This is a genomic window from uncultured Microbacterium sp. (assembly GCF_947489255.1).
Lineage (GTDB): Bacteria > Actinomycetota > Actinomycetes > Actinomycetales > Microbacteriaceae > Microbacterium > Microbacterium phycohabitans.
In genome coordinates, this window is record NZ_CANLCY010000001.1 from 1 (window position 1) to 23,835 (window position 23,835).

22 protein-coding genes and 1 pseudogene are annotated in these 23,835 nt (G+C 70.4%); 5 read left to right on the forward strand and 18 right to left on the reverse strand.

The features are described 5' to 3' along the window. A pseudogene (locus Q0818_RS00005) lies at positions 1–1,004 on the forward strand (hypothetical protein); the annotation flags it as partial. A 178-nt stretch (positions 1,005–1,182) separates the two neighbouring features. Here the strand turns inward: Q0818_RS00005 and Q0818_RS00010 are convergent. From Q0818_RS00010 to rpsF, 10 genes are all read right to left on the reverse strand, one after another. Next, positions 1,183–1,926, reverse strand: a complete 744-nt coding sequence (locus Q0818_RS00010) for an amino acid ABC transporter ATP-binding protein (RefSeq protein WP_298870033.1) — start codon at positions 1,924–1,926, stop codon at positions 1,183–1,185. Then, positions 1,923–2,789 carry an amino acid ABC transporter permease gene (locus Q0818_RS00015; protein ID WP_298870035.1) on the reverse strand — a complete coding sequence of 289 codons (867 nt, stop codon included), beginning with the start codon at positions 2,787–2,789 and terminating at the stop codon, positions 1,923–1,925. Before Q0818_RS00015 ends, Q0818_RS00010 begins: the two co-directional genes overlap by 4 nt. A gap of 6 nt (positions 2,790–2,795) precedes the next feature. Then, the gene (locus Q0818_RS00020; RefSeq protein ID WP_298870036.1) at positions 2,796–3,662 is read right to left on the reverse strand and encodes an ABC transporter substrate-binding protein; all 867 of its coding nucleotides are present in this window, start codon (positions 3,660–3,662) and stop codon (positions 2,796–2,798) included. Positions 3,663–3,853: 191 nt separating this feature from the next. Next, positions 3,854–4,297 (reverse strand): cupin domain-containing protein, encoded by a 444-nt coding sequence (locus tag Q0818_RS00025; RefSeq protein WP_298870038.1) that lies wholly within the window; start codon positions 4,295–4,297, stop codon positions 3,854–3,856. Next, positions 4,294–5,583 carry an amidohydrolase family protein gene (locus Q0818_RS00030; protein ID WP_298870040.1) on the reverse strand — a complete coding sequence of 430 codons (1,290 nt, stop codon included), beginning with the start codon at positions 5,581–5,583 and terminating at the stop codon, positions 4,294–4,296. The genes Q0818_RS00025 and Q0818_RS00030 overlap by 4 nt, the downstream gene beginning before the upstream one ends. After that, complete coding sequence (locus tag Q0818_RS00035) at positions 5,580–6,956, reverse strand: adenosylhomocysteinase (protein WP_298870042.1); 1,377 nt, start codon at positions 6,954–6,956, stop codon at positions 5,580–5,582. Before Q0818_RS00035 ends, Q0818_RS00030 begins: the two co-directional genes overlap by 4 nt. 220 nt (positions 6,957–7,176) lie before the next feature. After that, positions 7,177–7,629: a 50S ribosomal protein L9 gene (gene rplI, locus Q0818_RS00040; protein WP_295839745.1), complete on the reverse strand. Its 453-nt coding sequence runs from the start codon at positions 7,627–7,629 to the stop codon at positions 7,177–7,179. Positions 7,630–7,639: 10 nt separating this feature from the next. Further along, a complete protein-coding gene (gene rpsR / locus Q0818_RS00045) occupies positions 7,640–7,894 on the reverse strand; it encodes a 30S ribosomal protein S18 (RefSeq protein ID WP_013584646.1) in 255 nt (84 codons plus the stop codon). Between the two features lie 106 nt (positions 7,895–8,000). Further along, positions 8,001–8,516: a single-stranded DNA-binding protein gene (locus Q0818_RS00050; protein ID WP_295784192.1), complete on the reverse strand. Its 516-nt coding sequence runs from the start codon at positions 8,514–8,516 to the stop codon at positions 8,001–8,003. 5 nt (positions 8,517–8,521) lie between these two features. Continuing rightward, on the reverse strand, positions 8,522–8,914 hold the full coding sequence (rpsF, locus tag Q0818_RS00055) for a 30S ribosomal protein S6 (protein ID WP_058622540.1): 393 nt from the start codon (positions 8,912–8,914) through the stop codon (positions 8,522–8,524). A 188-nt stretch (positions 8,915–9,102) separates the two neighbouring features. On the opposite strand from rpsF, the gene Q0818_RS00060 reads away from it, so the two are divergent. Both Q0818_RS00060 and Q0818_RS00065 read left to right on the forward strand, forming a co-directional pair. Next, positions 9,103–10,281: a hypothetical protein gene (locus tag Q0818_RS00060; protein ID WP_298870044.1), complete on the forward strand. Its 1,179-nt coding sequence runs from the start codon at positions 9,103–9,105 to the stop codon at positions 10,279–10,281. Positions 10,282–10,319: 38 nt separating this feature from the next. Then, positions 10,320–11,408, forward strand: a complete 1,089-nt coding sequence (locus Q0818_RS00065; RefSeq protein ID WP_298870046.1) for a DUF4148 domain-containing protein — start codon at positions 10,320–10,322, stop codon at positions 11,406–11,408. Positions 11,409–11,488: 80 nt separating this feature from the next. On the opposite strand, the gene Q0818_RS00070 is transcribed toward Q0818_RS00065, so the two are convergent. The 6 genes from Q0818_RS00070 to Q0818_RS00095 all read right to left on the reverse strand — a co-directional run bounded on the left by Q0818_RS00070 (position 11,489) and on the right by Q0818_RS00095 (position 19,337). Further along, positions 11,489–13,177, reverse strand: coding sequence for an ABC transporter ATP-binding protein (locus tag Q0818_RS00070; RefSeq protein WP_298870048.1), 1,689 nt, complete (start codon positions 13,175–13,177; stop codon positions 11,489–11,491). Beyond that, a complete protein-coding gene (locus Q0818_RS00075) occupies positions 13,174–14,238 on the reverse strand; it encodes an ABC transporter permease (protein ID WP_298870049.1) in 1,065 nt (354 codons plus the stop codon). Before Q0818_RS00075 ends, Q0818_RS00070 begins: the two co-directional genes overlap by 4 nt. 1 nt (position 14,239) lies before the next feature. Then, a complete protein-coding gene (locus Q0818_RS00080; protein ID WP_298870050.1) occupies positions 14,240–15,313 on the reverse strand; it encodes an ABC transporter permease in 1,074 nt (357 codons plus the stop codon). Between the two features lie 74 nt (positions 15,314–15,387). Next, positions 15,388–17,013, reverse strand: coding sequence for an ABC transporter substrate-binding protein (locus tag Q0818_RS00085; RefSeq protein WP_298871667.1), 1,626 nt, complete (start codon positions 17,011–17,013; stop codon positions 15,388–15,390). A 210-nt stretch (positions 17,014–17,223) separates the two neighbouring features. Then, a complete protein-coding gene (locus Q0818_RS00090; RefSeq protein WP_298870052.1) occupies positions 17,224–17,973 on the reverse strand; it encodes a 3-hydroxybutyrate dehydrogenase in 750 nt (249 codons plus the stop codon). A 5-nt stretch (positions 17,974–17,978) separates the two neighbouring features. After that, a complete protein-coding gene (locus Q0818_RS00095) occupies positions 17,979–19,337 on the reverse strand; it encodes an MFS transporter (protein WP_298870054.1) in 1,359 nt (452 codons plus the stop codon). Between the two features lie 104 nt (positions 19,338–19,441). Here Q0818_RS00095 and Q0818_RS00100 point away from each other — a divergent pair, with 104 nt between their 5' ends. Next, positions 19,442–20,347, forward strand: a complete 906-nt coding sequence (locus Q0818_RS00100) for a LysR family transcriptional regulator (protein ID WP_298870056.1) — start codon at positions 19,442–19,444, stop codon at positions 20,345–20,347. 7 nt (positions 20,348–20,354) lie between these two features. Here the strand turns inward: Q0818_RS00100 and Q0818_RS00105 are convergent, their stop codons facing one another. Together Q0818_RS00105 and sfnG are read right to left on the reverse strand one after the other, a co-directional pair. After that, complete coding sequence (locus tag Q0818_RS00105; protein WP_298870057.1) at positions 20,355–21,392, reverse strand: putative FMN-dependent luciferase-like monooxygenase; 1,038 nt, start codon at positions 21,390–21,392, stop codon at positions 20,355–20,357. Between the two features lie 104 nt (positions 21,393–21,496). Then, complete coding sequence (gene sfnG / locus Q0818_RS00110) at positions 21,497–22,630, reverse strand: dimethylsulfone monooxygenase SfnG (RefSeq protein ID WP_298870059.1); 1,134 nt, start codon at positions 22,628–22,630, stop codon at positions 21,497–21,499. 126 nt (positions 22,631–22,756) lie between these two features. On the opposite strand from sfnG, the gene Q0818_RS00115 reads away from it, so the two are divergent. After that, complete coding sequence (locus Q0818_RS00115; RefSeq protein ID WP_298870060.1) at positions 22,757–23,818, forward strand: LLM class flavin-dependent oxidoreductase; 1,062 nt, start codon at positions 22,757–22,759, stop codon at positions 23,816–23,818. The last annotated feature ends 17 nt before the right edge of the window (positions 23,819–23,835 follow it).

Sequence of the window (23,835 nt, forward strand, 5' to 3'; positions counted from 1 at the left end):
GCAGCGGCACGGGCTCCGGCTCCATCGGCGACGTCGAAACCGACGGCACCGACAGCATCCTCGGCGGCAACCAGGCCGTCATCCCCATCGTCGTCCCCGTCACCATCGGCGGCAACGCCGTCTCCGTCATCGGCGACAGCCACACCGAGGACGCCACCACCACCGGCGGCAGCACCGGCAGCGGCACGGGCTCCGGCTCCATCGGCGACGTCGAAACCGACGGCACCGACAGCATCCTCGGCGGCAACCAGGCCATCATCCCCATCGTCGTCCCCGTCACCATCGGCGGCAACGCCGTCTCGGGCGTCGGCGACAGCACCTCCACGGGTGCGACCACGACCGGCGGCGCGGGCGGTGGTGGTGTCGTTGGGGGCATCACCACCGACGGCGCCGGCAGCATCGGCGGCGGGAACCAGCTGGCCATCCCGATCCAGCTGCCCGTCACGATCGGTGGCAACGCGGTCTCGGTGATCGGCGACAGCACCACCGAGGGCTCGCACACCGGCGGGACTCCGGGAACCCCGGGAACGCCCGGCACCCCCGGAACCCCGGGAACGCCCGGCACCCCCGGGACGCCCGGAACCCCCGGAACCCCGGGAACTCCCGGCACCCCCGGAACCCCCGGAACCCCCGGAACCCCGGGAACTCCCGGCACCCCCGGAACCCCCGGAACCCCCGGAACCCCCGGCACCCCCGGGACGCCTGGCACCCCCGGAACCCCCGGAACCCCCGGAACCCCCGGAACCCCCGGCACCCCCGGGACGCCTGGCACCCCCGGAACGCCCGGAACCCCCGGAACCCCGGGAACGCCCGGAGCCCACGGCGGCACCGTCGTCGTCGGATCCGTCGCCACGGTCAGCGCCGCGGCGCCCCTCGCGACGAACGGCGCGACGTCTCTGGCCGTGACGGGGACCGACGGCTCGTCGGCTCTCGGCCTCGGTCTCGCCGGCCTACTCGCCCTGCTGATGGGAGGGGTGCTGCTGCGCCGCCGCTCGCGCGCGTGACCCGCGGAGGGCACTGACCCTCAGCGGAACGACACCGGATGCCGACGTGCTGTCGTGGCATCCGGTGTCGTGGCGCGCCCGCGACGGGGCCCGGCCGGGGCCCGGACCCTTCGACAGGCTCAGGGCCCTCCCACGCCGGGGGTGCCGGCTCAGGCCCCTCCGCCGTGGGGGTGCCGGGCTACAGGGCCCCGCCGCGGCGCTCGCGTTCGAGGAACGCGATCGTCTCGGGGCGCTGCGGGTCGTCGAGGATCTGCGCGGGCGTGCCCTGCTCGACGATGCGTCCGCCCCGCATGAACACGATGCGGTCGGCGACCTCGCGCGCGAACGACATCTCGTGCGTGGCCATGAGCATGGTCGACCCGCGGTCGCGCAGCACCCGCACGAGGTCGAGCACCTCGCCCACGAGCTGCGGGTCGAGCGCCGAGGTGATCTCGTCGAGCAGCAGCAGCTCGGGGTTCGTCATCACGGCGCGAACGATTGCGACGCGCTGCTGCTGCCCGCCCGACAGGCGGTCGGGGAACTCGCGGGCCTTCGCGCCGAGCCCGAGCTGCTCGAGCAGCTCGGTGCCGCGGACGTAGGCCTCGGTCTTCGGCATCCCGTGCACCTTACGGGCGGCGAGGGTGACGTTGTCGATCACGCGCAGGTGCGGGAAGAGGTTGAAGTGCTGGAAGACGACGCCGATGCGGGCCCGCGCGGCGTCGGGGTCGATCGTCGGATCGGTGAGGTCGTCGCCGTTCAGCAGGATCTGCCCGTCGTCGACGCGCTCGATGAGGTTGATCGTGCGCAGCAGCGTCGACTTGCCCGAGCCCGAGGCGCCGATCAGCACGACCACCTCGTGCTGCGCGAGCTCCAGGTCGATGCCGTCGAGCACCACGTGGTCGCCGAAGGCCTTGCGGACGCTGCGGACCTCGAGCACGGTCATACGGTTCCGCCCATCTGCTCGCGTTTCGCCAGTCGGGCCGACACGTAGTCGGTGAGGCGGATCATCGGCAGCGCCATCGCCACGAACAGCAGCGCCGCGACGATGTACGGCGTGAAGTTGTAGGCCTGAGCCGAGGCGATCTGCGCCGCGCGCACGGCATCCACCGCTCCGAGCACCGAGATGAGCCCCACGTCCTTCTGCAGCGACACGAAGTCGTTCATGAGCGCGGGCACGACCTTGCGCACGCCCTGCGGGATCACGACGATCCGGAGCGTCTGCGCGTGGTTCAGACCGAGCGAGCGGGCCGCGATGCGCTGCGAGGGGTGCACGGCCTCCATTCCCGCGCGCAGCACCTCGGCGATGTACGCCGAATAGGTCAGCACGATCGCGATCGTGCCCCACAGCACCACCGGCACACGGCCGAAGACGCCGAGCGCCGGCAGCCCGAAGCCGACCAGGTACAGCACGATCAGCAGGGGGATGCCGCGGAACAGGTCGGTGTAGATCGTCGCGAGCGCGCGCAGCGGGAAGAACACCGGCCCGCGCAGCGACCGCAGCACCGCGAGGGTCGTGCCGAGGCTCGCGACGGCGATCGCGGCGACGAACAGCACCTGGATGTTGACCCACAGCCCCGCGAGGATCGACGGGAAGCTCGCCAGCGCGATCTCGGGGTCGAAGAACGCGCGGCGCACGTCTTCCCACCCGGGGCTCGACAGGATCGCCCAGCCCACCACGACGACGAACACGACCGAGCTGACCAGCGCGATCAGCACCGACTTCGTCGACTGCCGACGCCGCGTTGCGCGCCGACCGAGCTCGAGCTCGCTCGGCCGCCACGCGGCCTCGGACGGAGGGGATGCCACGGGGTCTTACTTCAAGACGGGAGCGGCGTCGGTGCCCCCGAGCCACTCCTGCTGCAGCTCGTCGAGCGTGCCGTCGGCGCGCAGGGCGTCGACCGCGTCGGTGACGGGCCCGGTCAAGGCCGACCCCTTGGGCAGGACGAACGCGAGCTCGTCACCGCCGGCCGAGGAGTCGGGCAGCTGGCCGACGACCTTGCCGTCGTCGAGCACGGCTCCGGCGAGGTAGAACGCGGTGGGCAGGTCGACCACGATCGCGTCGACCTGACCGGCCTGCAGGGCGGCCACGGCATCGTCGTTGGAGTTGAAGACGCTGAGGTTGCCGGTGCCGAGCTGGTCGGCGGCGACCTGGTAGCTGGTGGTCGCGCTCATGACGCCGACGGGCAGGTTCTTCAGCTCGGCCACGGTGGTCGCCGAGGCGGCGGGCGACGTACCGGTCGAGACGACCGCCTGCGTGGTCGTGTAGTAGGGCGACGAGAAGTCGACGGCCTGCTTGCGCTGCTCGGTGATCGAGAACTGCTGCAGGTTGAGGTCCCAGTCCTTGGCGCCGGGGGCGATCGCGCTGTCGAAGGTGCTGCGCACCCACACGACGTCGTCCTTCGAGAAGCCGAGCTGGGTCGCCACCGCGTCGGCGACCGCGGCCTCGAAGCCCTCACCCGAGGCGGGGTCGTCGTTCTCGACCCACGGCGAGAACGCGGGCTCTCCCGTGGCGATGGTGAGCTTTCCGGCCGTGACGGTCTGCAGGGCGCCTTCCGTGGCGGGCGCGGAACCGGCGTCGGAGCCCGTCGGGGCGAAGGCGCAGGCGGTCAGCGACACGACCGTGGCCGCAGCCACGGCGGTCAGGGCGGCGGCGCGGCGCAGACGTGCGAAAGCGGTCACGATGTCTCCTCGTGGACGTATCGGGGTCATCCCCGGAGTGCTGTGATGTGCTCAGCGTACCGGGGGCATGTTTCCGGGACGGTCGCCGGTGAAACCTGGCGACACGGTCTCCTCGACGGCGCGGAGACGTGCTCGAGGGCGAAGCGCCGGCCGGCCGCGGGGCGCACGATCGCGGCACCGCAGACGGTCGTCTACTCGGCCAGCCGCCAGTCGTCGAAGCTGAACCCCGGCGACACGACGCAGCTCACCACGACCTCCACGTCGCCCGTGGGTCGGGCCGCCTGCCACACTCCCGCCGGAACGGTGTGCTGCAGCACATGACCCGCGGCAAGGTCGGGGCCGAGGGTGATCGTCTGCGCCTCACCCGGCTCGGCCCCCGCTCCGCCCAGCGACAGCTCGAGCGCACCCGGACCGTGCCACAGCCACACCTCGTCGCTCGTGACGACGTGCCACGCGCTGCGCTCGTCGGGCTGCAGCAGGTAGTGGATGCAGGTCGCCGCGGGGCGCTGGCCCGCGGGGGTGTCGACCGCGTACGACCCCGTCCACATGCGCCGGAACCACCCGCCCTCGGGATGCGGTGCGAGGTCGAGCAGCCGCGCGGTCTCCGGGCGGTCGGTGTCGGCTCGATCGGTCATGCGCGCACTCCTGTCTCACGGGTGAAGGCGGGCGAGGCGAAGCGCGCCTCGCCGTCGATGAAGGTCGCGGCGGTCGTCCCGGCGCCGGACACCACGAGATGCTCGATCGTGGCATCCACCTCCGACACCGGGATGTCGAAGAACGCCAGATCCGCCACGGCGCCGACCGCGAGATACCCCGTGCGGGCGGGACCGGTGTCGAGACCCATCGCGTGAGCGCCCCCGAGCGTCGCCGCCCGCAGCAGCAGCTCCGACAGGTCGCGGTTGACGTACCCCTGCGCCCGCGCGAGCCGGTGCAGTTCGGCCACGTCGGCGAGCAGGTCGAGCGAGGGGCTGGATGCCAGCGAGTCGGTGCCCACGGCGAGCGCGTTCCCCTCGACGAGGTAGGCCGCGACCGGCGGCTCGTCGAGTCCGATCACCGCGTTCGATCGCGGGCACAGGGCCACGGTCGTGCCACGGGCGCGCAGGATCGCCCGGTCGCGCGCCGTCATGTACACGCCGTGCGCGATGTGGCAGTCGGGGCCGAGCACGCCGAGCTCGTCGACGAACTCGGTCGCTCCGGTGCCGAACCCCTCGTCGCGCAGGGCGCGGAAGCTCGCGGGACGCTGCTTCTGCCACGGCACCGCCTCGCCGTGCTCGCGCTCGAACGCCGCCTCGCCCAGGTGCAGGTGCAGGCGGCTCCCCCGCTCGCGCACGATATCGGGGATCTCGAGCAGCGGCTCCACGTCGAGCGAGTACGGCGCGTGCGGAGACAGTCCGGTGCCGGGCGGCGAGGGCAGCGCGTCGAGCCGGGCTTCGACCTCGGCGCGGCCGCGCTCGGCCCACGCGGCGTTGGTCCAGCTCATCACCTCCCAGTAGGTGATGCCGTGCAGGCGCGCGTCGTGCAGCGCCGAAGCGGCTTCGACGTCGGTGACGATGTCGGCGACGGCGGTCGTGCCCGCCGCGATCATCCGGAGCGCGCCCGCGGCGGCATCCCGAGCCCAGTCGTGGCCGGCGCGGTAGACCGGAGTGAACGCGTCGTCCCAGTCGTCGAACCCCGCGTACGACCCCCGACCCACCTCGGCCATGCCGGTGTACTGCAGGTGGGAGTGGGCGTTGACCAGGCCCGGGGTCAGCACGCCCGGCCAATGCGTCTCGTCGAACGCGATCCCCCGTGCCCGCAGCTCGTGAACGACCCACTCGCGGTCGCCGACGTGCCGGATGCGCCCACCCGCCACCGCGATCGCCCCACCCGGAATGGGGGGCGCCGTGATCGGAACGACGAGGGATGCCGAGTACACCTTCATCGCCCACCCCCGGCGTAGCGGGGCGAACGCCAGTCGTCGAGGCCCTCGGGGTCGACGGGCCGCGGCGCGTCGATCTCGGCGCCGCGCGCGCGGAGCGCCTCGCGCGCGACGAGGTCGTCGACCTCGGGGCCCAGGGCGTGCACGCCCGGTGCCGGGCGGCGGCGCAGCAGCTCGCCGAGGGCGGCGAGCTGCACGGCGAACGACAGGTCCATGATCTCGATGGGGTTGCCCTCGGCCGCGGTGATGTTCACGGCTCCTCCCCCACCGAGCAGCAGCGCGCCGGGCTCGGCGTGCGGCGCGACCTCGCCGGGTACTCCCCCGGCCACGGCGACGACCCGCGCCGCCCGGGCGATCTCCGCGGTGACGGTGCCGGGGACGCCGGTCGCCGAAACGACGAGAGCACCCTCCGCCAGCGACGCCGCCCGGCCGGTGGGATAGCCGTCGTGCCGCGCCTCGAGGGCCCGCACGGGGTCGGTCTCGGCGACCCGCACCTCGGCGCCGAGCGCGCGCAGGTGCGCCGCGACGCCCCGGCCGACGGGGCCGTACCCGAGCACGAGCGCCGGCTGGTCGGTGAGGGCGATCCCCCGCTCCTCGAGCAGGTCGGCGATCGCGAACACGCACGACTGGCCGGTGCCGTAGCGGTTGTCGAACATCGTCTTGGTGCGGGCGTCGTTGACCGCCATGACCGCGGTGCGCAGGATGCCGGCGTCCTGCATCCGCCGCAGCGGCGTCAGCCCGCTCGTGGTCTCTTCGCACGCCCCGATCCAGCCGGCGACGAGGGCGGGATCGTCGTCGTGGGCCAGGCGGATGAGGTGCGCGCCGTCGTCGAGCAGCACGTCGAGGCCCGCGCGCAGGAAGGCGCGGGCGGCGGCGAGTTCCGCGGCGCCGCTCACCGCCGGATCGGCCGAGACCGCGAGCCCCTGCGCCCGCAGCGCGTCGGCCACCGCCGGGTCGGTCTCGTCGGGGTGAGCGTACACCGACACCTGGGCCCCGCGCTCGCGCAGCAGCAGCGACAGCACGGCGGTCTTGGGCTCGAGCACCATCGCCACCCCCACGCGCAGACCGGTCAGCTCGAGGCGCTCGGCCATCGCGGCCGAGACGGGCATGTGCGTGCGAGCGAAGGCGATGCGACCGGCGGCGTCGCCGCGCTCGGGGAGCGGCGCACCGTCGAGGCGCACGGTGTCGGCATCCAGGTCGAACTCCACCCGCCCGGGCATCGGTTCGGGACTCGGGATGCCACCCAGCCGCACGAGCACATCGTGCAGGCTCGCGGAACCGGTGCCCCGCACGGCGAAGGGACGGCCGGCGAGCAGGAGGTTGGACGCGCGCGCGAAGCGCCGGACGATGCGCTCGGGTGCGCGAGGGTCGGTCACGGGGTTCAGCCTAGGGTCGCGGGTGCGGGCGACCGTGCGGCCGGGGTCCTCCGGCGCCGTGAGGCTCAACACCCCCGGCAGCCCGGTTCGGGGCGCATTTCTCCCTTCGGGGCGAACGATTCGCGCCCCAACCGCGAGAATCCGCCCCAAACCCCGAAGACGAAAGCGAAAAGGCCCCGCCCTGCCGGAGCAGGAGCGGGGCCGAATCGTGCGTCGCGAATTACTTCGCGGCGACCACCTGGAGGGTGATCACGGCGGTGACGTCGTCACGCAGGCGAACGGTCGCCTCGTGCTCGCCGACCGACTTGATCGAGGAGGTGATCTGGATCTTGCGCTTGTCGAGCTCGCCGAGACCGGCGGCCTTGACGGCGTCGGCGACGTCGGCGGGCTTGACCGAACCGAACAGGCGTCCCTCGTTGCCGGCCTTGACCGACAGCTTGACGGTGTTCGACTCGAGCGAGTTCTTCAGCGCCACGGCGTCTTCGTGAGCGTGGATCGCGCGGGACTCGCGAGCGGCGCGGATCGACGCGACCTGCTTCTCGCCACCACGGCTCCAGGCCACGGCGAAGCCCTGGGGGATGAGGTAGTTACGGGCGTACCCGTTCTTGACCTCGACAACGTCACCGGCGCTACCGAGCCCGGTGACCTCATTCGTGAGAATCAGCTTTGCCATCGGGTGCTCCTTAGCGGCCGGCGCCGGCGTAGGGCAGGAGAGCCATCTCGCGCGCGTTCTTGATGGCGCGGGCGATCAGGCGCTGCTCCTGCACGGAGACACCGGTGATACGACGGGCGCGGATCTTCCCGCGCTCCGAGATGAACTTGCGGAGGGTTGCGACGTCCTTGTAGTCGATGACGCCGACGCGGATCGCCTTCGCGGGGGCGGCGTTCTTCGCGCCCTTCCGCGGCTTGCGGCGGTCGCCAGTGGCCTTTCCAGCCATGCTTCCTTCTTTCGTGTGGTTCGGATGCCGGGCCGGTCACGCGGACCGGGGCATGGCATCCGGAATTTCGAGGGGTCTGTCGTCTCGCTCGAGAGCGGGGCGAAGATCAGAACGGGGTGTCGTCTCCGTAGGAACCAGGAGTGCTCCACGCGTCAGCGCCGCTGTTGCCGCCGCCGTTGTTCGAGCCGGGGGTCGACCACGGCTCGTCGTTCGACTGCTGCACCTGCGCGCGCTGGCCCCCGCCACCCCCGCCGCCACCGGCGGCACGGGTGACCTGGGCGGTCGCGTAGCGGAGCGAGGGGCCGATCTCATCGACTTCGAGTTCGATGGAGGTGCGGTTGTTACCCTCGCGGTCCTGGTACGAACGCTGCTTGAGGCGACCGGTCGCGATGACACGGCTGCCCTTCGTCAGCGAACCGGCGACGTGCTCGGCGAATTCGCGCCACACCGAGGCGCGCAGGAAGAGCGCCTCGCCGTCCTTCCACTCGTTCGCCTGACGGTCGAACGTGCGGGGAGTCGACGCGATCGTGAAGTTCGCCACGGGAAGCCCGTTCTGCGTGTAGCGCAGCTCGGGGTCGGCCGTGAGGTTGCCCACGACGGTGATGACGGTTTCGCCGGCCATCGTCGTTACTTCGCAGCCTTCTCGGCGGACTCGACCTTGCGGGGAGCGGCGGCCTTGCGGGCGGCCTTCTCCTCGGAGCGCTTGGCCTCGGCGGCGACCTGGGCGATCGCTTCTTCGGCGCGCAGGACCTTGGTGCGCATGATCTGCTCGTTCAGCTTCAGCTGACGGTCGAGCTCGTTCGTGGCCTCGCTGGTCGCGACGAAGTTGACGACGGCGTAGATGCCCTCGTTCTTCTTGCGGATCTCGTAGGCGAGACGACGGCGGCCCCAGATGTCGATCTTGTCGATGGTTCCCCCATCGGCCGTGATGACCTTGAGGAATCCGTCGAGCTTCGGAGCGACCTGGCGCTCGTCGACCTCGGGATCGAAGATGACCATGAGTTCGTACTGGTGCGTCACTAACCCACCTCCTTCGGACTAGAACGGCTGACGGGCATTTCCCGGCAGCAGGAGGGTGTGTTGCACGTCGCCGCGGGCTCACACGCGCATGGGCGTCGCCGGGCAACCTTCGTAGTCTAACGGATGCGGACTCCCCCGGGGAATCGACATCGATAGCCTGGGGAGCACCGACGACGGCAGGGGGCGGGATGACGGGGATCCGACCATTCGACGCGCGCGCGCTGACGATGCCGGGCGACGCCTCCGCGGCACGGGCGTTCACGGCTCGGCTGCGCGCGGAGGGCCGCCTGCCCCGGGCGAACACCGCCGTGGCGGTCGTCGCCTACGTCTTCGCGTTCGCCCTGATCGGCGGTGCGGGGGTCTTCCTTGTCGTGCTGCTCGCGATCTTCCGCACCGCGATCGGCGACGGCGTCGTCGTGCTCGGCCTGATCTTCGCGATCCCGATCCTCCTGGGCCTCGGGGCGCTCGTGGCCGCGCTGTTCGCCGTCCGCCACGGGCAGCGGAAGCAGGAGGACAGGCGCTGGCGCCTCGCCGGGTTCGCCCGCGACGTGGGGATGGAGTACGTTGCCGCTCTGCCGGAGCCGCCGCTCCCCGGCGCGATCTTCCAGATCGGCGGCGACCGCACCGCGTACGACCTGGTGCGTTCCGCCCACCCGCGATTCGTCGAGGTGGGCAACCACTCCTACACGGTCAGCAACGGCAAGAACACCACCACCTCGCGGTGGGGATACATCGCGATCCGTCTCGACGTGCCGCTGCCGCACATCGTGCTCGATGCGCAGGGCAACGGCGTCCGTCTCGGCCTGTGGGAGCGAGGACAGCACCTCAGCCTCGAGGGCGATTTCGACCGGTACTTCCGCCTGTACTGCCCGACCGGCTACGAGCGCGACGCGCTCTATCTCTTCACCCCCGACGTCATGGCGCGCTTCATCGACAGCGCGGCCACGCTCGAAGTCGAGATCGTCGACGACTGGCTGTTCCTGTACTCCTCCACCGAACTGTCGACGCTCGACCCCGCACGGTGGGCGTGGGTGTTCTCGGTGGTGTCGACCCTGCTCGACAAGCTGGAGCAGTGGGGCCGGTGGCGCGACGACCGGCTGTCGGATGCGCCCACCGCAACCGTCGTCGCGGCCCCCGCCATCGCCGGCCCGGGCGGGGCGGCGACGGCGAGCGCGGCGGTCCCTGCTCCGGATGCCGCGGTGCCCGTCGGCATCCGGAATCCGCCGCCGGGTGTCGCCGCCCCCGGACGCCGCCTGCGGCGAGGAGGAGTGTGGGTGATCACGGCGATCGTCGCCGGAACGGTCGTGCTGGCGCTGGGATTCGCGGCGCTCGTGTTCGTGCCGATCCTCCTGATGATGGCGCGCTGACACCGACGCTCGCGAGACGCCCTCGGTAGCGTGGGGCCATGAGCGGTACGGCCCTGGACACCTCTGCCCTGACACGACCGGTCACGCGTGCGGAGGTGCGCGCCTTCACCGCGCAGCTGCGCCGCCAGGGGACGCTGACGAGCGTCGTCATCACCACGATCGGATTCGTCCTCGTGGGCGGCATCCTGCTCGTCGCCGCATCGCTGATGGCCACCGTGGTCAGCTTCGGACTGTTCGCCGATGAGGGTCGCCCGAACCCGATCGGCATCGGTTTCCTGATCTTCTTCGCCGCCGTCGTCGCGCTGATCGCCTACGCGCTGATCGTCCTCTTCCGCGGACGCGCGACGCGCCGCTATCGGCTCGCGCACTTCGCGCAGGAGAACGGGCTGTCGTGGTTCCCCACCGTCCCGACGCCCGACCTTCCCGGCATGATCTTCAGCGAGGGCCACTCGCGCGAGGCCACCGATGTCGTCCACGGGCCGCGTCCCCGATGGGTCGAGGTCGGCAACTACACGTACAAGACCGGGTCGGGCAAGAACGAGCAGACCCACAAGTGGGCGTACGTACAGCTGCGACTGGACACCCCGCTCCCCCACATCGTCCTGGATGCCGTGGGCAACAACGGCCTGTTCGGGGCGTCGAACCTCCCGGCGACGTTCTCGCGCGATCAGCGCCTGAGCCTCGAGGGCGACTTCGACCAGCACTTCGCGCTGTACTGCCCGAAGGGTTACGAGCGCGATGCGCTGTACCTCTTCACCCCCGACGTCATGGCGCGCTTCATCGACAACGCCGCCGCACTCGACGTCGAGATCGTCGATGACCGCCTCTTCCTCTACGCGCGGCGCGAGCTGTCCACGATCGACCCGGCGACGTGGGAGTGGATCTTCGCAACGGTGGATGCCATCGACGACAAGCTCGGCCAGTGGGCGCGGTGGCGCGACGAGCGGTTGCCGGCGGCTCCTGCGCCGGTGGCATCCGGTGTCCCGCTCCTGACTCCCCCGCCCGTCGGCGTCGCCCGCGAGGGCCGGCGGCTGCGCCGGGGCTTCTCGTGGGTCGGCGGCGTGATCACCGTCCTGGCGATCGGCTGGTGGCTTTTCACGGTGATCTCCGACACGTTCCTGCGGTAGGACGTGAGCGTGAGTCGCCGGGATTCGTCGCCTGTGCGGCATGCAGGGCGACGAATTCCGGCGACTCGCGCAGACGCGCGCTAGCCGCGCGTTGCGCGCCAGAGCTCGCGGCGTGCCTCCTGCTCGACCGGGTCGGGCACGGGCAGCGACGCCAGCAGGCGCTTGGTGTAGTCGTCGCGCGGCTCGGTGAGCACCTGCACCGTCGTGCCCTGCTCGCGGATGACGCCCTGACGCAGCACGATCACCCGGTCGGCCACCTCGTCGACGACGGCGAGGTCGTGGCTGATGAACAGGCACGCGAAGCCGAACTCGGCCTGCAGCTGCGCGAACAGCTGCAGCACGCGCGCCTGCACCGACACGTCGAGCGCCGAGGTCGGCTCGTCGGCGATGAGCAGCTTGGGGTCCAGCGCGAGCGCTCGCGCGAGCGACGCGCGCTGACGCTGACCGCCCGAGAGCTCGTGCGGGTAGCGGTCGCCGAAGGCCCGCGGCAACTGCACCGCGTCGAGCAGCTCGTCGACGCGCTGACGCGCGGCTCGGCCGCCCGCGGCGCGCTGGTGCACGACCAGTGGTTCGGCGATGCACTCCGCGATCGTGAGCAGCGGGTTGAAGCTCGTCGCCGGGTCTTGGAAGACGAAACCGATGTCCGGTCGCGTCTTGGCCAGGTGCCGGGGCTTGGCTCCGCGCATCTCGGTCCCGAGCACCTTCAACGAGCCGCCGACCACCGAGGTCAGGCCCACCATCGCGCGACCGATCGTGGTCTTGCCCGAGCCCGACTCCCCCACCAGGCCCAGCACTTCGCCGGGACCGATCCAGAAGTCCACGCCCTTCACCGCGACCACGCCGGCGGAGCCGAAGCGACCGGGGTATCCGATCTCGACCTTCTCGGCCACGACGAGGCTACCCTCCGGCGGAGCGGTGGGGGCGGGGGTGTCGAGCGCCTGGTGGGAGCTCTTGCCGCGGCCCACGTGCGGAACAGCGGCGAGGAGGTCGCGGGTGTACTCCTCGCGGGGCGCGGCGAACAGCTCGCGCACCGGAGCCTGCTCGACGATGTCGCCGCGGTACATCACGATGACGCGGTCGGCGAGGTCGGCCACCACGCCCATGTTGTGGGTGATGAGCACGATCGTCGCCCCGAACTCGTCGCGGCACGTGCGCAACAGGTCGAGAATCTCGGCCTGCACGGTGACGTCGAGCGCGGTGGTGGGCTCGTCGGCGATGATCAGACCGGCATCCAGCACCAGGGCCATCGCGATCACCACGCGCTGCTTCTGCCCGCCCGAGAACTGGTGCGGGTAGTCGTCGACGCGCTTCTCGGGATCCGGGATGCCGACGCGGCGCAGGATGTCGACGGCCTTGGCCTTGGCCTCGGCCTTCGACAGCTTCTCGTGCGCGCGCAGTCCCTCGGCGATCTGCCACCCCACGGTGTACACGGGGTTCAGCGCCGTCGACGGCTCCTGGAACACCATCGCCGCGTCGCGTCCGCGCATCTCGCGCAGCTGGGCACCGGTGGCGTGGACGATGTCGGTCTCGCCGCCGTCGCGGCCGCGCACGATCACGGCGCCCGACAGCGTCGCCGTCTCGGGAAGCAGCCCGAGCAGCGTGTTCGCGGTCACGGTCTTGCCCGAGCCCGACTCGCCGACGATCGCGAGCACCTCGCCGGCACGGGCCTCGAGCGAGATCCCGTTGATGGCGGCGACGGGGGCGCCGTCGGTGGCGAAGGTGACGCGGAGGTCGTCGATGCGGGCGACGGATGCCGCGGTGCCGGTCATGAGGGGCTCCCGTCGGTGGTGGAGGCCGGGGTTCCGGCGGGGGCGGTGGTCGATGCGTCGGCCGGAGCCGTCGAGGGGTCGACGGCCGTGACCGGGGCGGGCGCGCGTCCGGCGCGCCGACGGGTGCGCAGGCGCGGGTCGCTGAGGTCGTTGAGGCTCTCGCCGACGAGCGTGATGCCGAGCACGGCGAGCACGATCGCGACGCCCGGCGGGATGGCCGTCCACCAGATGCCGCTGGTGACGTCGCTGACCGAGCGGTTGAGGTCGTACCCCCACTCCGCGGCGGCGGTGGCTTCGATGCCGAAGCCGAGGAAGCCCAGTCCCGCGAGGGTCAGCAGCGCCTCGGAGGCGTTGAGCGTGACCACGACCGGCAGCGACCGCGTCGAGTTGCGCAGCACGTGCCGCAGCAGGATGCGCGCGGTCGGCACGCCGATGACGCGGGCCGACTCGACGAACGGCTCCGCCTTGACCCGCACCACCTCGGCGCGGATCACGCGGAAGTACTGCGGCACGAACACCACGGTGATCGAGATGGCGGTGGCCAGGATGCCGCCCCACAGCGTCGACTGGCCCTTGGTGATCGCGATGGACATCACGATCGCGAGCAGCAGCGAGGGGAAGGCGTAGATCGCGTCGCACAGCACCACGAGGACGCGGTCGAGCCATCCGCCGAAGTAGCCGCCGACCAGGCCGAGGAAGATGCCGAGGAAGATCGAGAACGCGATCGCGCACACGATCACCAGGAGCGCGGTCTGCGCGCCCCAGATCACGCGCGAGAGCACGTCGAAACCACCGACGGTCGTGCCGAGCAGGTTCATCGCGTCCGGCGCCTGCTGCGTGCCGAACTTCACCCCGTCCGCCTCCTGCTGCGCGAAACCGTAGGGGGCGAGCAGGGGCGCGAAGACGGCGACGATCACGAACACCGTCGTGATGACCAGGCCCAGCACGAGCATGGTGCGCTGCAGTCCGACGCTGCGGCGCAGGTGCGAGATCACGGGCAGGCGGTCGCGCAGTGGGACCTTGCGCTCGGACAGGGCCGTGGATGTGGTGGCATCCGTCATGTCAGTACCTCACTCGCGGGTCGATGATCGCCGCGATGACGTCGACGAGGAAGTTCGTGAAGGCGACCAGCACGGCGATCATGACGACGATGCCCTGCACGGCCACGAAGTCGCGGGCCTTGAGGTACTCGCTCAACATGAAGCCCAGGCCCTTCCACTCGAAGGTGGTCTCGGTCAGCACCGCACCCGACAGCAGCAGCGCGATCTGCAGACCGATGACCGTGATGATCGGGATGAGCGCCGGGCGATACGCGTGCTTCGTGACGAGGCGGTACTCCCCCACGCCGCGCGAACGCGCCGATGTGACGTACTGCGAGCCCAGCGTGCCGATGACGTTGGTCCGCACGAGCCGCAGGAAGATGCCCGCGGTCAGGATGCCGAGGGCCACACCGGGCAGGATCGCGTGGGTCAGCACGTCGCCCACCGCCGCACCGTCGCCGAGACGGATCGCATCGAGCAGGTATATGCCGCTCGGGGCATCCAGCGTCGACAGCTTGAGCTCCGTGCGGGTGTTCGCGCGACCGGCGACCGGAAGCACGCTCAACCACACCGCGAACACGAGCTTGAGCAGCAGGCCGACGAAGAAGATGGGGGTCGCGTAGCCGAGGATCGCCCCGATGCGCAGCGTGGCATCCTGCCAGCGATCGCGACGGTACGCCGCGATGAGACCGAACGGGATGCCGATGAGCAGCGCCACGACGAGGGCGTAGATCGCCAGCTCGAGGGTGGCCGAGCCGTACTGCAGCAGGATGCCGATGACCGGACGGTTGTCGGTGATGGTGGTGCCGAAATCGCCCCGCAGCACGCCCCAGATGTACTCGACGTACTGCTGGTACAGGGGGCGGTCGTAGCCGGCTGCGGCGATGCGTTCCGCGAGCTGCTCGGGCGGAAGGCGTCCGCCGAGGGCGGCCGTGATCGGGTCGCCGGTGACCCGCATGAGCAGGAAGACGACGGTGACGAGGATGAAGACCGTGGGGATGATCAGGAGGAGTCGGACGAGGATGTAGCGCCAGAGTCCGCCGCCCTTGGGGGAGGCGGGCGCGGCGATGACGGGGGCGTCGACGGCGGTGGCCATGAGGACCTAACTGGGGAACGGAAAGCGGCGGGCACCCGGTCCATCCACTGAGGGACCGGGCACCCGCCGATCGATTACTTGTGCAGCGGGGCGTAGCGGAACTTGAAGGATCCGTCGAGCACGGCGCCCTCCACGCTGGAGCCCACGACCGCGACCTGCTTGCCCTGGAGCAGCGGGAGGGTCGACAGGTCGGCGGCCACCTTGTCCTGGATGTCGCCGATCTCCTGCTCACGCGTGGTCTTGTCGGTCTGCGTCGCCTGGTCGACGAGCAGCTGCTGGACCTCGGCGTTGTCGTAGTGGTTGCCGAGGAAGTTGTCCGCCGAGAAGAACGGGGTCAGATAGTTGTCGGCATCCGAGTAGTCCGGGAACCAGCCGAGCTGGTACGCGGGGTAGACGTCGGCGGTGCGGTCCTTGGTGTACTGCACCCACTCGGTCTGGGCGAGGTTGACGGTGAACAGGCCGTCCTCCTCGAGCTGCGCCTTGATGGCGGCGTACTCGTCGCCCGACGAGGGGCCGTAGTGGTCGCCGTTGTACTGGAGGTTCAGCGTGACGGGCGTCGAGACACCGGCGGCCTCGAGCGTCGCCTTCGCCTTCGCGGCGTCGGGCATGCCGCTGCCGTCGCCGTAGAGGTCCTTGAGGGCCTCGTTGGCGCCGGCCAGGCCCTGCGGAACGTAGGAGTACAGCGGCGAGTACGTGTCCTTGTAGACGTCGGTCGCGATCGCCTGACGGTCGATGAGGTCGGCCGCGGCCTGACGCACGGCGAGCGACTTGGCCGCGTCGGCCTCGGGCGTCGTGGCGCCGAAGGGCATCGTGTCGAAGTTGAAGACGATGTAGCGGATCTCGCCGCCGGGGCCGTCGACGATCTTGACCGCGTCGTTCGACGACAGGTCGGCGATGTCGGTGGCGCTCAGGCTACGGAACGCGACGTCGATCGCGCCGGACTGCACGTCGAGCTTGAGGTTGGAGGCGTCGGCGTAGTACTTCGCCGAAATGCCGCCGTTCTCGGGCTTGGGCAGCGAGCCCTGGTAGTCGGCGTAGGGCGCGTACGAGATCAGCTCGTTCAGCTTGTACGACTCGATCGTGTACTGCCCCGCGAAGGCCTTGCCCTCGACGATGGTGTCGTCGGGGGTGACCGAGTCGGCCGAGAAGACCTCCTCGTCGACGATGGGTGCGGCGGGGCTCGACAGGATCTGCGGCCAGACCTGGTCGTCGCCGTTCTTCAGCGTGAAGACGACGGTGGTGTCGTCGGGGGTCTCGACGCTGTCGAGGTTGCCGAGCAGCGACGAGGGGCCGTTGGGGTCGGCGATGGTGAGCTGACGCTCGAACGAGAACTTCACGTCGGACGAGGTCAGGTCGTGGCCGTTCGCGAACTTCAGACCCGACTTCAGCTTCACGGTGTACTCGGTCGGCGAGGTGAACTCGGCCGACTCCGCGATGTCGGGCGTGACGTCCGAGGTGCCGTACTGGCTGTTGAGCAGGAACGGGTAGACCTGGTTCATCACGGCGAACGAGCCGTTGTCGTACGAGCCGGCCGGGTCGATCGAGCTGATCTTGTCGGTCGTGCCGACCACGAGCGGGTCGGTCGAGCCGCTGCCGGATCCGTCGTCTTCGCCGCTGGCGGAGCATCCGGCCAGGACGAGAGCCGAGACGCCGAGGGCGCCGAGGGCGAAACCGAGACGGCCTCGACCGCTGGTGTGCATTGTCATCGCATTACCTCTGCTGTGAAGTGTCGATCGCGACAAATGCCGCCATCCTTCGGACATCTTTGTCCCCGGCGGGCTGGTCACCAATTGCTCCGAGGTTTTTTTACATTACCGAAACTCGCGGAAGAAGTCGGATTTCTTCCGGCGCCGCCTCTCGCAGTCCCGAAGATCTCCGCGAGGGAGCGCTCTCGACACGGCAGCTCGTGTTCAGTGCGCGGACCACCCGCCGTCCATCACGTAGCTCGTTCCGGTGACCATCGCGGCATCCGGGCCGGCGAGCCAGAGGGCGAGCGAGGCGACCTCCGCCGGCTCGACGAGCCGCTTGATCGCGGCATCCTTCAGCAGCACCGTCTCGAGCACTTCGGATTCCGGGATGCCGTGGGCCCGGGCCTGGTCGGCCAGCTGCTTCTCGACGAGCGGGGAGCGCACGTACCCGGGATCGATGCACACACTCGTCACCCCGTGAGAACCGCCCTCGAGCGCCGTCGTCTTGGAGAGCCCCTCGAGACCGTGCTTCGCGGTGACGTACGCCGACTTGTATGCCGATGCGCGTATACCGTGGACGCTCGACACGTTCAGCACGCGTCCGAATCCGCGCTCATACATCCCGGGCAGCGCCGCACGGATGAGCAGGAACGGCGCCTCGAGCATCAGGCGCAGCATGAAGGAGAACCGCTCGGGGGCGAACTCCTCGATGGGGCTCACGTGCTGGATGCCGGCGTTGTTGACGAGGATGTCGACGTCGAGCTCCAAGCCGGCCAGCGCCGACGTGTCGGAGAGGTCGACCGCCCAGGCGCGGCCGCCGATCTCGTCGGCGAGGGCCTGAGCGCCCTCGGCGTTGAGATCGGCGACCGTCACCTCGGCACCGGCCTCGGCGAAGGCTCGCCCGATCGCCGCGCCGATGCCGCTGGCACCGCCCGTGACGAGGGCCCGGCGTCCGCTTAGGTCGATGGTCATGGTGCTCACTTCCCCCGCGCGGCGTCGGCGGCGTCGATGTCGCGCAGCGAGATCCCGCGCGTCTCCTTCAGCGACAGTACGGCGATCGAGGTCAGGACGCAGGCCGCCACGATGTACAGCGCGATGGGCAGCCACGAACCGAAGTCGCGCAGCCACTGCGTCGCGAGGATCGGCGCGAGCGAACCGGCGAGGATCGCCGTCACCTGGGCCCCGAGCGAGACGCCCGAGTAGCGCATGCGCGTCGGGAACAGCTCCGCCATGACCGCCGGCTGCGGCGCGTACATGCCGGCGTGGAACACCAGGCCCAGCGCCACGGCGGCGACGATGACGACGGGGTTCAGCGTGTCGAACATGGGGAAGGCGAAGAACGCCCAGGTCGCGCTGAGGATCGCGCCCGCGAGGTAGACGGGCTTGCGGCCGATGCGGTCGGCGAGGCGCCCGATCGGGGGGATCACGGCGAAGTGGATGATGTGCGCGATCAGCAGCGCGAGCAGCAGCTGGCTCGTGTCGTAGGAGTGCACGACCTTCAGGTAGACGATCGAGAAGCTCACGACGATGTAGTAGACGATGTTCTCCGCGAAGCGCACACCCATGGCCTGGACGACGCCCTTCGGGTAGCGCCGCAGCACCTCCACGACGCCGAACGAGGTCGCCTTCTCCTGCTGCACCTGCTTCTTGGCCTCGAGGAAGATGGGCGCCTCCTCGACGTGGGTGCGGATGTAGAAGCCGACCAGCACGATCACCGCCGACAGCCAGAACGCGACGCGCCAGCCCCAGTCGAGGAACGCGGCGGGAGAGAGGATGAACGACATCACCAGAAGCACCGTCGTCGCGAGGAGGTTCCCGACGGGGACCGCCGCCTGCGGCCAGCTCGCCCAGAACGCGCGCGAGCGGTTCGGGCTCTGCTCCGCGACGAGCAGCACGGCGCCGCCCCATTCACCGCCGACGGCGAAGCCCTGGATGAAGCGCAGGGCCACGAGCATGGCGGGCGCCCAGTATCCGACCGAGGCGAAGCCGGGGAGGCATCCCATCAGGAAGGTCGCCGCACCGACGATGATGATCGTCGCCTGCAGCGTGGGCTTGCGCCCGAACCGGTCGCCGATCTGGCCGAAGACGATGCCGCCCAGGGGCCGGGCGACGAAGCCGACGGCGTAGGTGACGAAGGCGGCGATGATGCCATCGAGCGGAGAACCCGACGATGGGAAGAAGAACGTGCCGAACACCAGGCTCGCGGCCGTGGCGTAGAGGAAGAACTCGTACCATTCGACGACCGTGCCGGCCATCGACGCGGCGACGACCTTCTTGATCTTGCCGGTGGCGATTTCGGGGGAGGCGCTGCGCTGCGCCGCGGCGGGGGATTCCATGCTGGCTCCTTCGGTGTCGACGGTGACATCCGCCGTCGAGTCTGCGGGCGGTATGAAGATGCGACAATGCCCATTCGTGCTCCCGCGCTGTGCACAATTGCAGAATGGATGCCATCACCGCGCGGGCCGACGACCTGCTCATGCTCCTGGCGGTCGCGCGAACGGGCACGTACAGCGCTGCGGCGCAGGTGCGCGGTGTCGACCACACCACCATCGCCCGCCGCATCGCGGCACTCGAAGACTCCCTCGGGGGCCGCGTCGTCGCCCAATCGGGCCGCGGATGGGAGCTCACCTCTCTCGGCCGCCGCGCGACCGAGGCCGCCGGGCGCATCGAAGCGGCGATGACGCAGTTGGCCGCCGGGGGAGAGGAGCCCGACCCCGTCGCCGGCGTCGTCCGCATGTCGGCGACCGACGGCTTCAGCGCGTACATCGCGGCCCCCGCGATCGCCCGGTTGCGCGAGCGGCATCCCGACCTCGTCGTCGAGATCGTGGCCGCACAGCGCCGCGCGGCCTTGCACCGCCCCGGTCTCGATCTCGAGGTGGTGGTCGGTCGTCCTCAGACCTCGCGAGGAACGACCCTCGAGCTCGGCTCCTACACGCTCGGCATGTACGCCTCGCGCGTCTACCTCGCGGCGCACGGAGAGCCCCGTGACATGGACGAGCTGCAGACGCACCGGTTGGTCTACTTCGTCGACGCGATGCTGCAGGTCGAGGCGCTCGACCTGCCGCGCCGCGTGGTGCCGAGCATGCGCGACGGCGTCACATCGACGAACGTCCTCGTGCAGGTCGAGGCCACACGGGCCGGGGCGGGCATCGGCATGCTCCCGTGCTTCGTCGCCGACCGCCACGACGACCTCGTGCGGCTGCTGCCTCAGCTCGTGACCGAGCGCCTGCCCTACTGGATGGTGATCCGCGCCGACTCGCTTCGGATCCCCGCCGTCGCCGCCCTCGCCGACGCCCTGCGCGAGCAGACGGCGCGCTCACGGACGATGCTGGACGGACGGGGCTGACCCTGAGTCAGCGGGGGACCGGCGTTCCGAGTCGGTGCAGCTCCGCGGCGGCGTACGCGCCCGTACGGAGCCCGAGCCGCGGCGCGACCTCGGTGGCCAGCAGCTCGATCGAGCGGAGGGTGATCTCGGCGGCCGGGTCCACGGAGTGCACCTGGAACGCCACGTCGGTGGCGAGGGAAAGGGTCCGATCGGCGGACAGCGACCTGACGACCTGCTCGACGGTTCCCAGGTGCGTATCGGTCGACCGCGCGAGGTCGCGGAGATCGCCCTCCGCATTCCTCTTGAGGAATGTGCGGGTAAGACGCCGGACGCCGTGGTCGGCCGCCCTCCAGGTCTCGTCGAGGCGGTCGGCATCCACCACCACCGCCGTGCGCGAGGCGAGGATGCGCGGCGGAACGCCGTCGGGCAGGGCGGCGAGATAGGCCTCCACGATCGGCACCTGCACCTCGTGCAGCGCCTGCCCCTCGTCACGCGGCTGCGTGCGGGACAGCAGCAGGCCGTCGCCCGCGAGTCCCGCGCGGCGGCCACCCTCGACCGAGAAGGTCGCCTGCCAGAACCGCCCGCCCAGGTGCGGTGCGGCGGGGTTCAGACGCAAGTCGGTATTCCGGATGCCGCGCCCGCCGAACGCGTCGCGCAGCACCGCCACGTGTGCGGCCTGGATCTCGCGCCGATCGTCAGAGGAACGCTCGAACGCGGCGAACGACGACGGGGTTCCGCCCGTCCCGATGCCGAGCTGCACCCGGCCCCCGCTCAAAGCGTCGACGACGGCGGCGTCCTCCGCCACCCGCACCGGCTCGTCAAGGGGGAGGGTCACGATGCCGGTGCCGAGCGCGATGCGCTGCGTCTGCACGGCCGCGGCGGCGAGGAACGGGAACGGGGACGGCAATCCGCCCTCGTCGCGGTCGAAGTGATGCTGAGCGACCCACGCCGACGCGAACCCGTTCTCCTCGGCGGCGCGCACCTGCGCGAGCGCCGCGCGGTATCGCTCGCCGTCGGTCCCGGCATCCAGAAGCCGCGTGAAGAACCCGAGCCGCGCGCCGGTCATCCGTCATCCTCTCCGACGCATTCCCGTCACGGAATGTCGTCGCCCTCCAGGCTAAGACTGTTCGCAGAGGGGTCGGCCGGGCGCCGGTGACTCCCACGTCCCTCTCAGCGCGACGCGACCTCGATCGGGTCGCCCGTGCGGGCGAGGTCGGCCTCGATCTCGCGCACGATCGGGATCACCGTCTCGCCGAACCGCTCGAGCTCCTCCTGGAAGTGCAGGAACCCCAGCAGGAACAGATCGACGCCGCGCTTCTTGTACTCGATGATGCGCTCGGCGATCTGCTGCGCGTCACCGAACAGCTGCGTGCGGAATCCGTCGTTGTACTGCACGAGGTCGTCGATCGAGGAGTCGGCCCACATGCCCTTGCCGTCCTTCGTCGACGCACCCGCCTCCTGCACGCTCTTGCGGAAGCCCTCGACCGCGCCATCGTCGGCGTGCGCGATGATTTCGCGCAGCTGCTCCTCGGCCGTGGCGCGGCTGTCGCGCTGGATGACAAAGCCGTTGAGTCCGAAGCGCGTGCGACGCCCGTGCTCGGCGGCGATGCGGGTGACGTCGTCGTACTGCTCCGTGAAGCCGTCGAAGTCCTTGCCGTTGGAGAAGTACCAGTCGGAATAGGCCCCGCCGTTGAAGCGGGCGGCCGTCGAGTTGCCGCCCTGGAAGATGTCGGGGTGGGCGCGACCGGGCACGTCGTAGGGGAAGGGGCGCAGCGTGAAGTCGGTGATGTCGTAGTACTTGCCGTGGAACGAGAACTTCTCCTCCGTCCAGAGCCCGCGCAGCACCTGGATGAACTCCGCCGCGCGCTCGTACCGCTCGTCGTGCTCGAGCCATTCGAGTCCGAGGTCGGTGTACTCGTCTTTGAACCACCCGCTGACGACGTTGACGGCGGCCCGGCCGTGCGAGAACTGATCGGCGGTGTTGATGAACTTCGCCAGGACCGCCGGATGCCAGATGCCCGGGTGGATCGCCGAGATGACCTTGAGCTTCTCGGTGTTCAGCAGCAGCGCAAGGCTGATGGAGGTGGACTCGTGCTGCTGGGCGGCGCCATAGCTGGAGGCGTAGCGCACCTGGCTCAGCGCGTACTCGAATCCCACACGCTCGGCGGTCTGCGCCAGTTTGACGTTGTAGTCGTAGCTCCAGTCGGTGCGCTGCTCGACCGAGCTGATCACGAGCCCGCCGCTGACGTTGGGCACCCAGTAGGCGAACTTCAGCGGCTCGTGGGTGGGGGTGGTCTCGGTCATGGGGTCCTCCTGGCGGGATCGGAACCCGGCTACCGTCGCACCGGCCCGTCACGGGCGTCAACGACATATGACGGAGGGTTTCGTCCTGTGACGCCGGGTCGGGTCGAGCGGGTGAGGATGGAGCCCATGACCTCTCCCCAGCGTGTGCGTTTCGGCTACTGGACCCCGATCTTCGGCGGATGGCTGCGCAACGTCGACGACGAGCAGACCCCCGTGTCGTTCGCGCACATCGCCGAGATCGCCCGCGCTGCCGAAGAGGGCGGTTTCGACCTCACGCTGATCCCCGAGCTGAACCTCAACGACATCAAGGGCGTCGAGGCGCCCTCGCTCGATGCGTGGGCCGTGACCGCCGGTCTCGCTGCGATCACGTCGAAACTCGAGCTCATGACCGCCGTGCGCCCGGGCTTCCACAGCCCGTTCCACACCGCGAAGCAGGCGGCCACGATCGACGAGATCAGCGGCGGACGGTTCACCCTGAACGTCGTTTCGGCATGGTGGGCCGAGGAGGCCAAGCAGTACGACGGTCTCTTCAGCGCGCACGATGACCGGTACGCCCGCACGATCGAGTGGGTCGAGGTGCTGCGGGGCCTCTGGTCGGAGACGCCCTTCGCCTACGAGGGGGAGTACTACCGCACCGAGGGCACGTACACCGAGCCGAAGCCGCGGGTCGTGCCGCGCCTGTACGCCGGCGGGGAGAGCGAGGCCGGTCGTACCGCCATCACGCGCTTCGCCGACGCCTACCTGACGCACGGCGGCACGCTGGACGAGCTCGAGGTCAAGGTCGCCGACATGCGCCGTCGCCGTGCCGAGGCGGGGGCGACGCCGTTCGAGGCGTTCGGCATGGCCGCCTACGCGATCGTGCGCGACACGGACGACGAGGCCCAGGCCGAGATCGACCGCATCACCGACGTGCGCGGGGGAGCGGCCTACGGGTCGTACCAGGACTTCGTGAGCAAGTCGAAGCTCGACACCCAGGTCGATCTCAAGGAGTACTCGGTCTCGAACCGCGGCCTCCGCCCGAACCTCGTCGGCACCCCCGACCAGGTCGCCGCGCGCATCGTGGAGTTCGCGAACGTCGGCGTCTCGACCCTTCTGCTGCAGTTCTCCCCGCACCTGCCCGAGATGCAGCGCTTCGCGGCGGAGGTCATCCCGCGCGTGCGTCGCCTGGAGGCGCAGCGCGACGCCTGACGTTCGCCGCGCAGCAT

What these genes read in the sequence shown, in the direction of transcription:
- Q0818_RS00010 (WP_298870033.1), bottom strand. Translation starts at nt 1,926, where the DNA reads ATGACCGTGCTCGAGGTCCGCAGCGTCCGCAAGGCCTTCGGCGACCAC.
- Q0818_RS00025 (WP_298870038.1), bottom strand. Translation starts at nt 4,297, where the DNA reads ATGACCGATCGAGCCGACACCGACCGCCCGGAGACCGCGCGGCTGCTC.
- Q0818_RS00030 (WP_298870040.1), bottom strand. Translation starts at nt 5,583, where the DNA reads ATGAAGGTGTACTCGGCATCCCTCGTCGTTCCGATCACGGCGCCCCCC.
- rplI (WP_295839745.1), bottom strand. Translation starts at nt 7,629, where the DNA reads ATGGCAAAGCTGATTCTCACGAATGAGGTCACCGGGCTCGGTAGCGCC.
- rpsR (WP_013584646.1), bottom strand. Translation starts at nt 7,894, where the DNA reads ATGGCTGGAAAGGCCACTGGCGACCGCCGCAAGCCGCGGAAGGGCGCG.
- Q0818_RS00050 (WP_295784192.1), bottom strand. Translation starts at nt 8,516, where the DNA reads ATGGCCGGCGAAACCGTCATCACCGTCGTGGGCAACCTCACGGCCGAC.
- Q0818_RS00060 (WP_298870044.1), top strand. Translation starts at nt 9,103, where the DNA reads ATGACGGGGATCCGACCATTCGACGCGCGCGCGCTGACGATGCCGGGC.
- Q0818_RS00065 (WP_298870046.1), top strand. Translation starts at nt 10,320, where the DNA reads ATGAGCGGTACGGCCCTGGACACCTCTGCCCTGACACGACCGGTCACG.
- Q0818_RS00070 (WP_298870048.1), bottom strand. Translation starts at nt 13,177, where the DNA reads ATGACCGGCACCGCGGCATCCGTCGCCCGCATCGACGACCTCCGCGTC.
- Q0818_RS00075 (WP_298870049.1), bottom strand. Translation starts at nt 14,238, where the DNA reads ATGACGGATGCCACCACATCCACGGCCCTGTCCGAGCGCAAGGTCCCA.
- Q0818_RS00080 (WP_298870050.1), bottom strand. Translation starts at nt 15,313, where the DNA reads ATGGCCACCGCCGTCGACGCCCCCGTCATCGCCGCGCCCGCCTCCCCC.
- Q0818_RS00085 (WP_298871667.1), bottom strand. Translation starts at nt 17,013, where the DNA reads ATGCACACCAGCGGTCGAGGCCGTCTCGGTTTCGCCCTCGGCGCCCTC.
- Q0818_RS00090 (WP_298870052.1), bottom strand. Translation starts at nt 17,973, where the DNA reads ATGACCATCGACCTAAGCGGACGCCGGGCCCTCGTCACGGGCGGTGCC.
- Q0818_RS00095 (WP_298870054.1), bottom strand. Translation starts at nt 19,337, where the DNA reads ATGGAATCCCCCGCCGCGGCGCAGCGCAGCGCCTCCCCCGAAATCGCC.
- Q0818_RS00100 (WP_298870056.1), top strand. Translation starts at nt 19,442, where the DNA reads ATGGATGCCATCACCGCGCGGGCCGACGACCTGCTCATGCTCCTGGCG.
- Q0818_RS00105 (WP_298870057.1), bottom strand. Translation starts at nt 21,392, where the DNA reads ATGACCGGCGCGCGGCTCGGGTTCTTCACGCGGCTTCTGGATGCCGGG.
- sfnG (WP_298870059.1), bottom strand. Translation starts at nt 22,630, where the DNA reads ATGACCGAGACCACCCCCACCCACGAGCCGCTGAAGTTCGCCTACTGG.
- Q0818_RS00115 (WP_298870060.1), top strand. Translation starts at nt 22,757, where the DNA reads ATGACCTCTCCCCAGCGTGTGCGTTTCGGCTACTGGACCCCGATCTTC.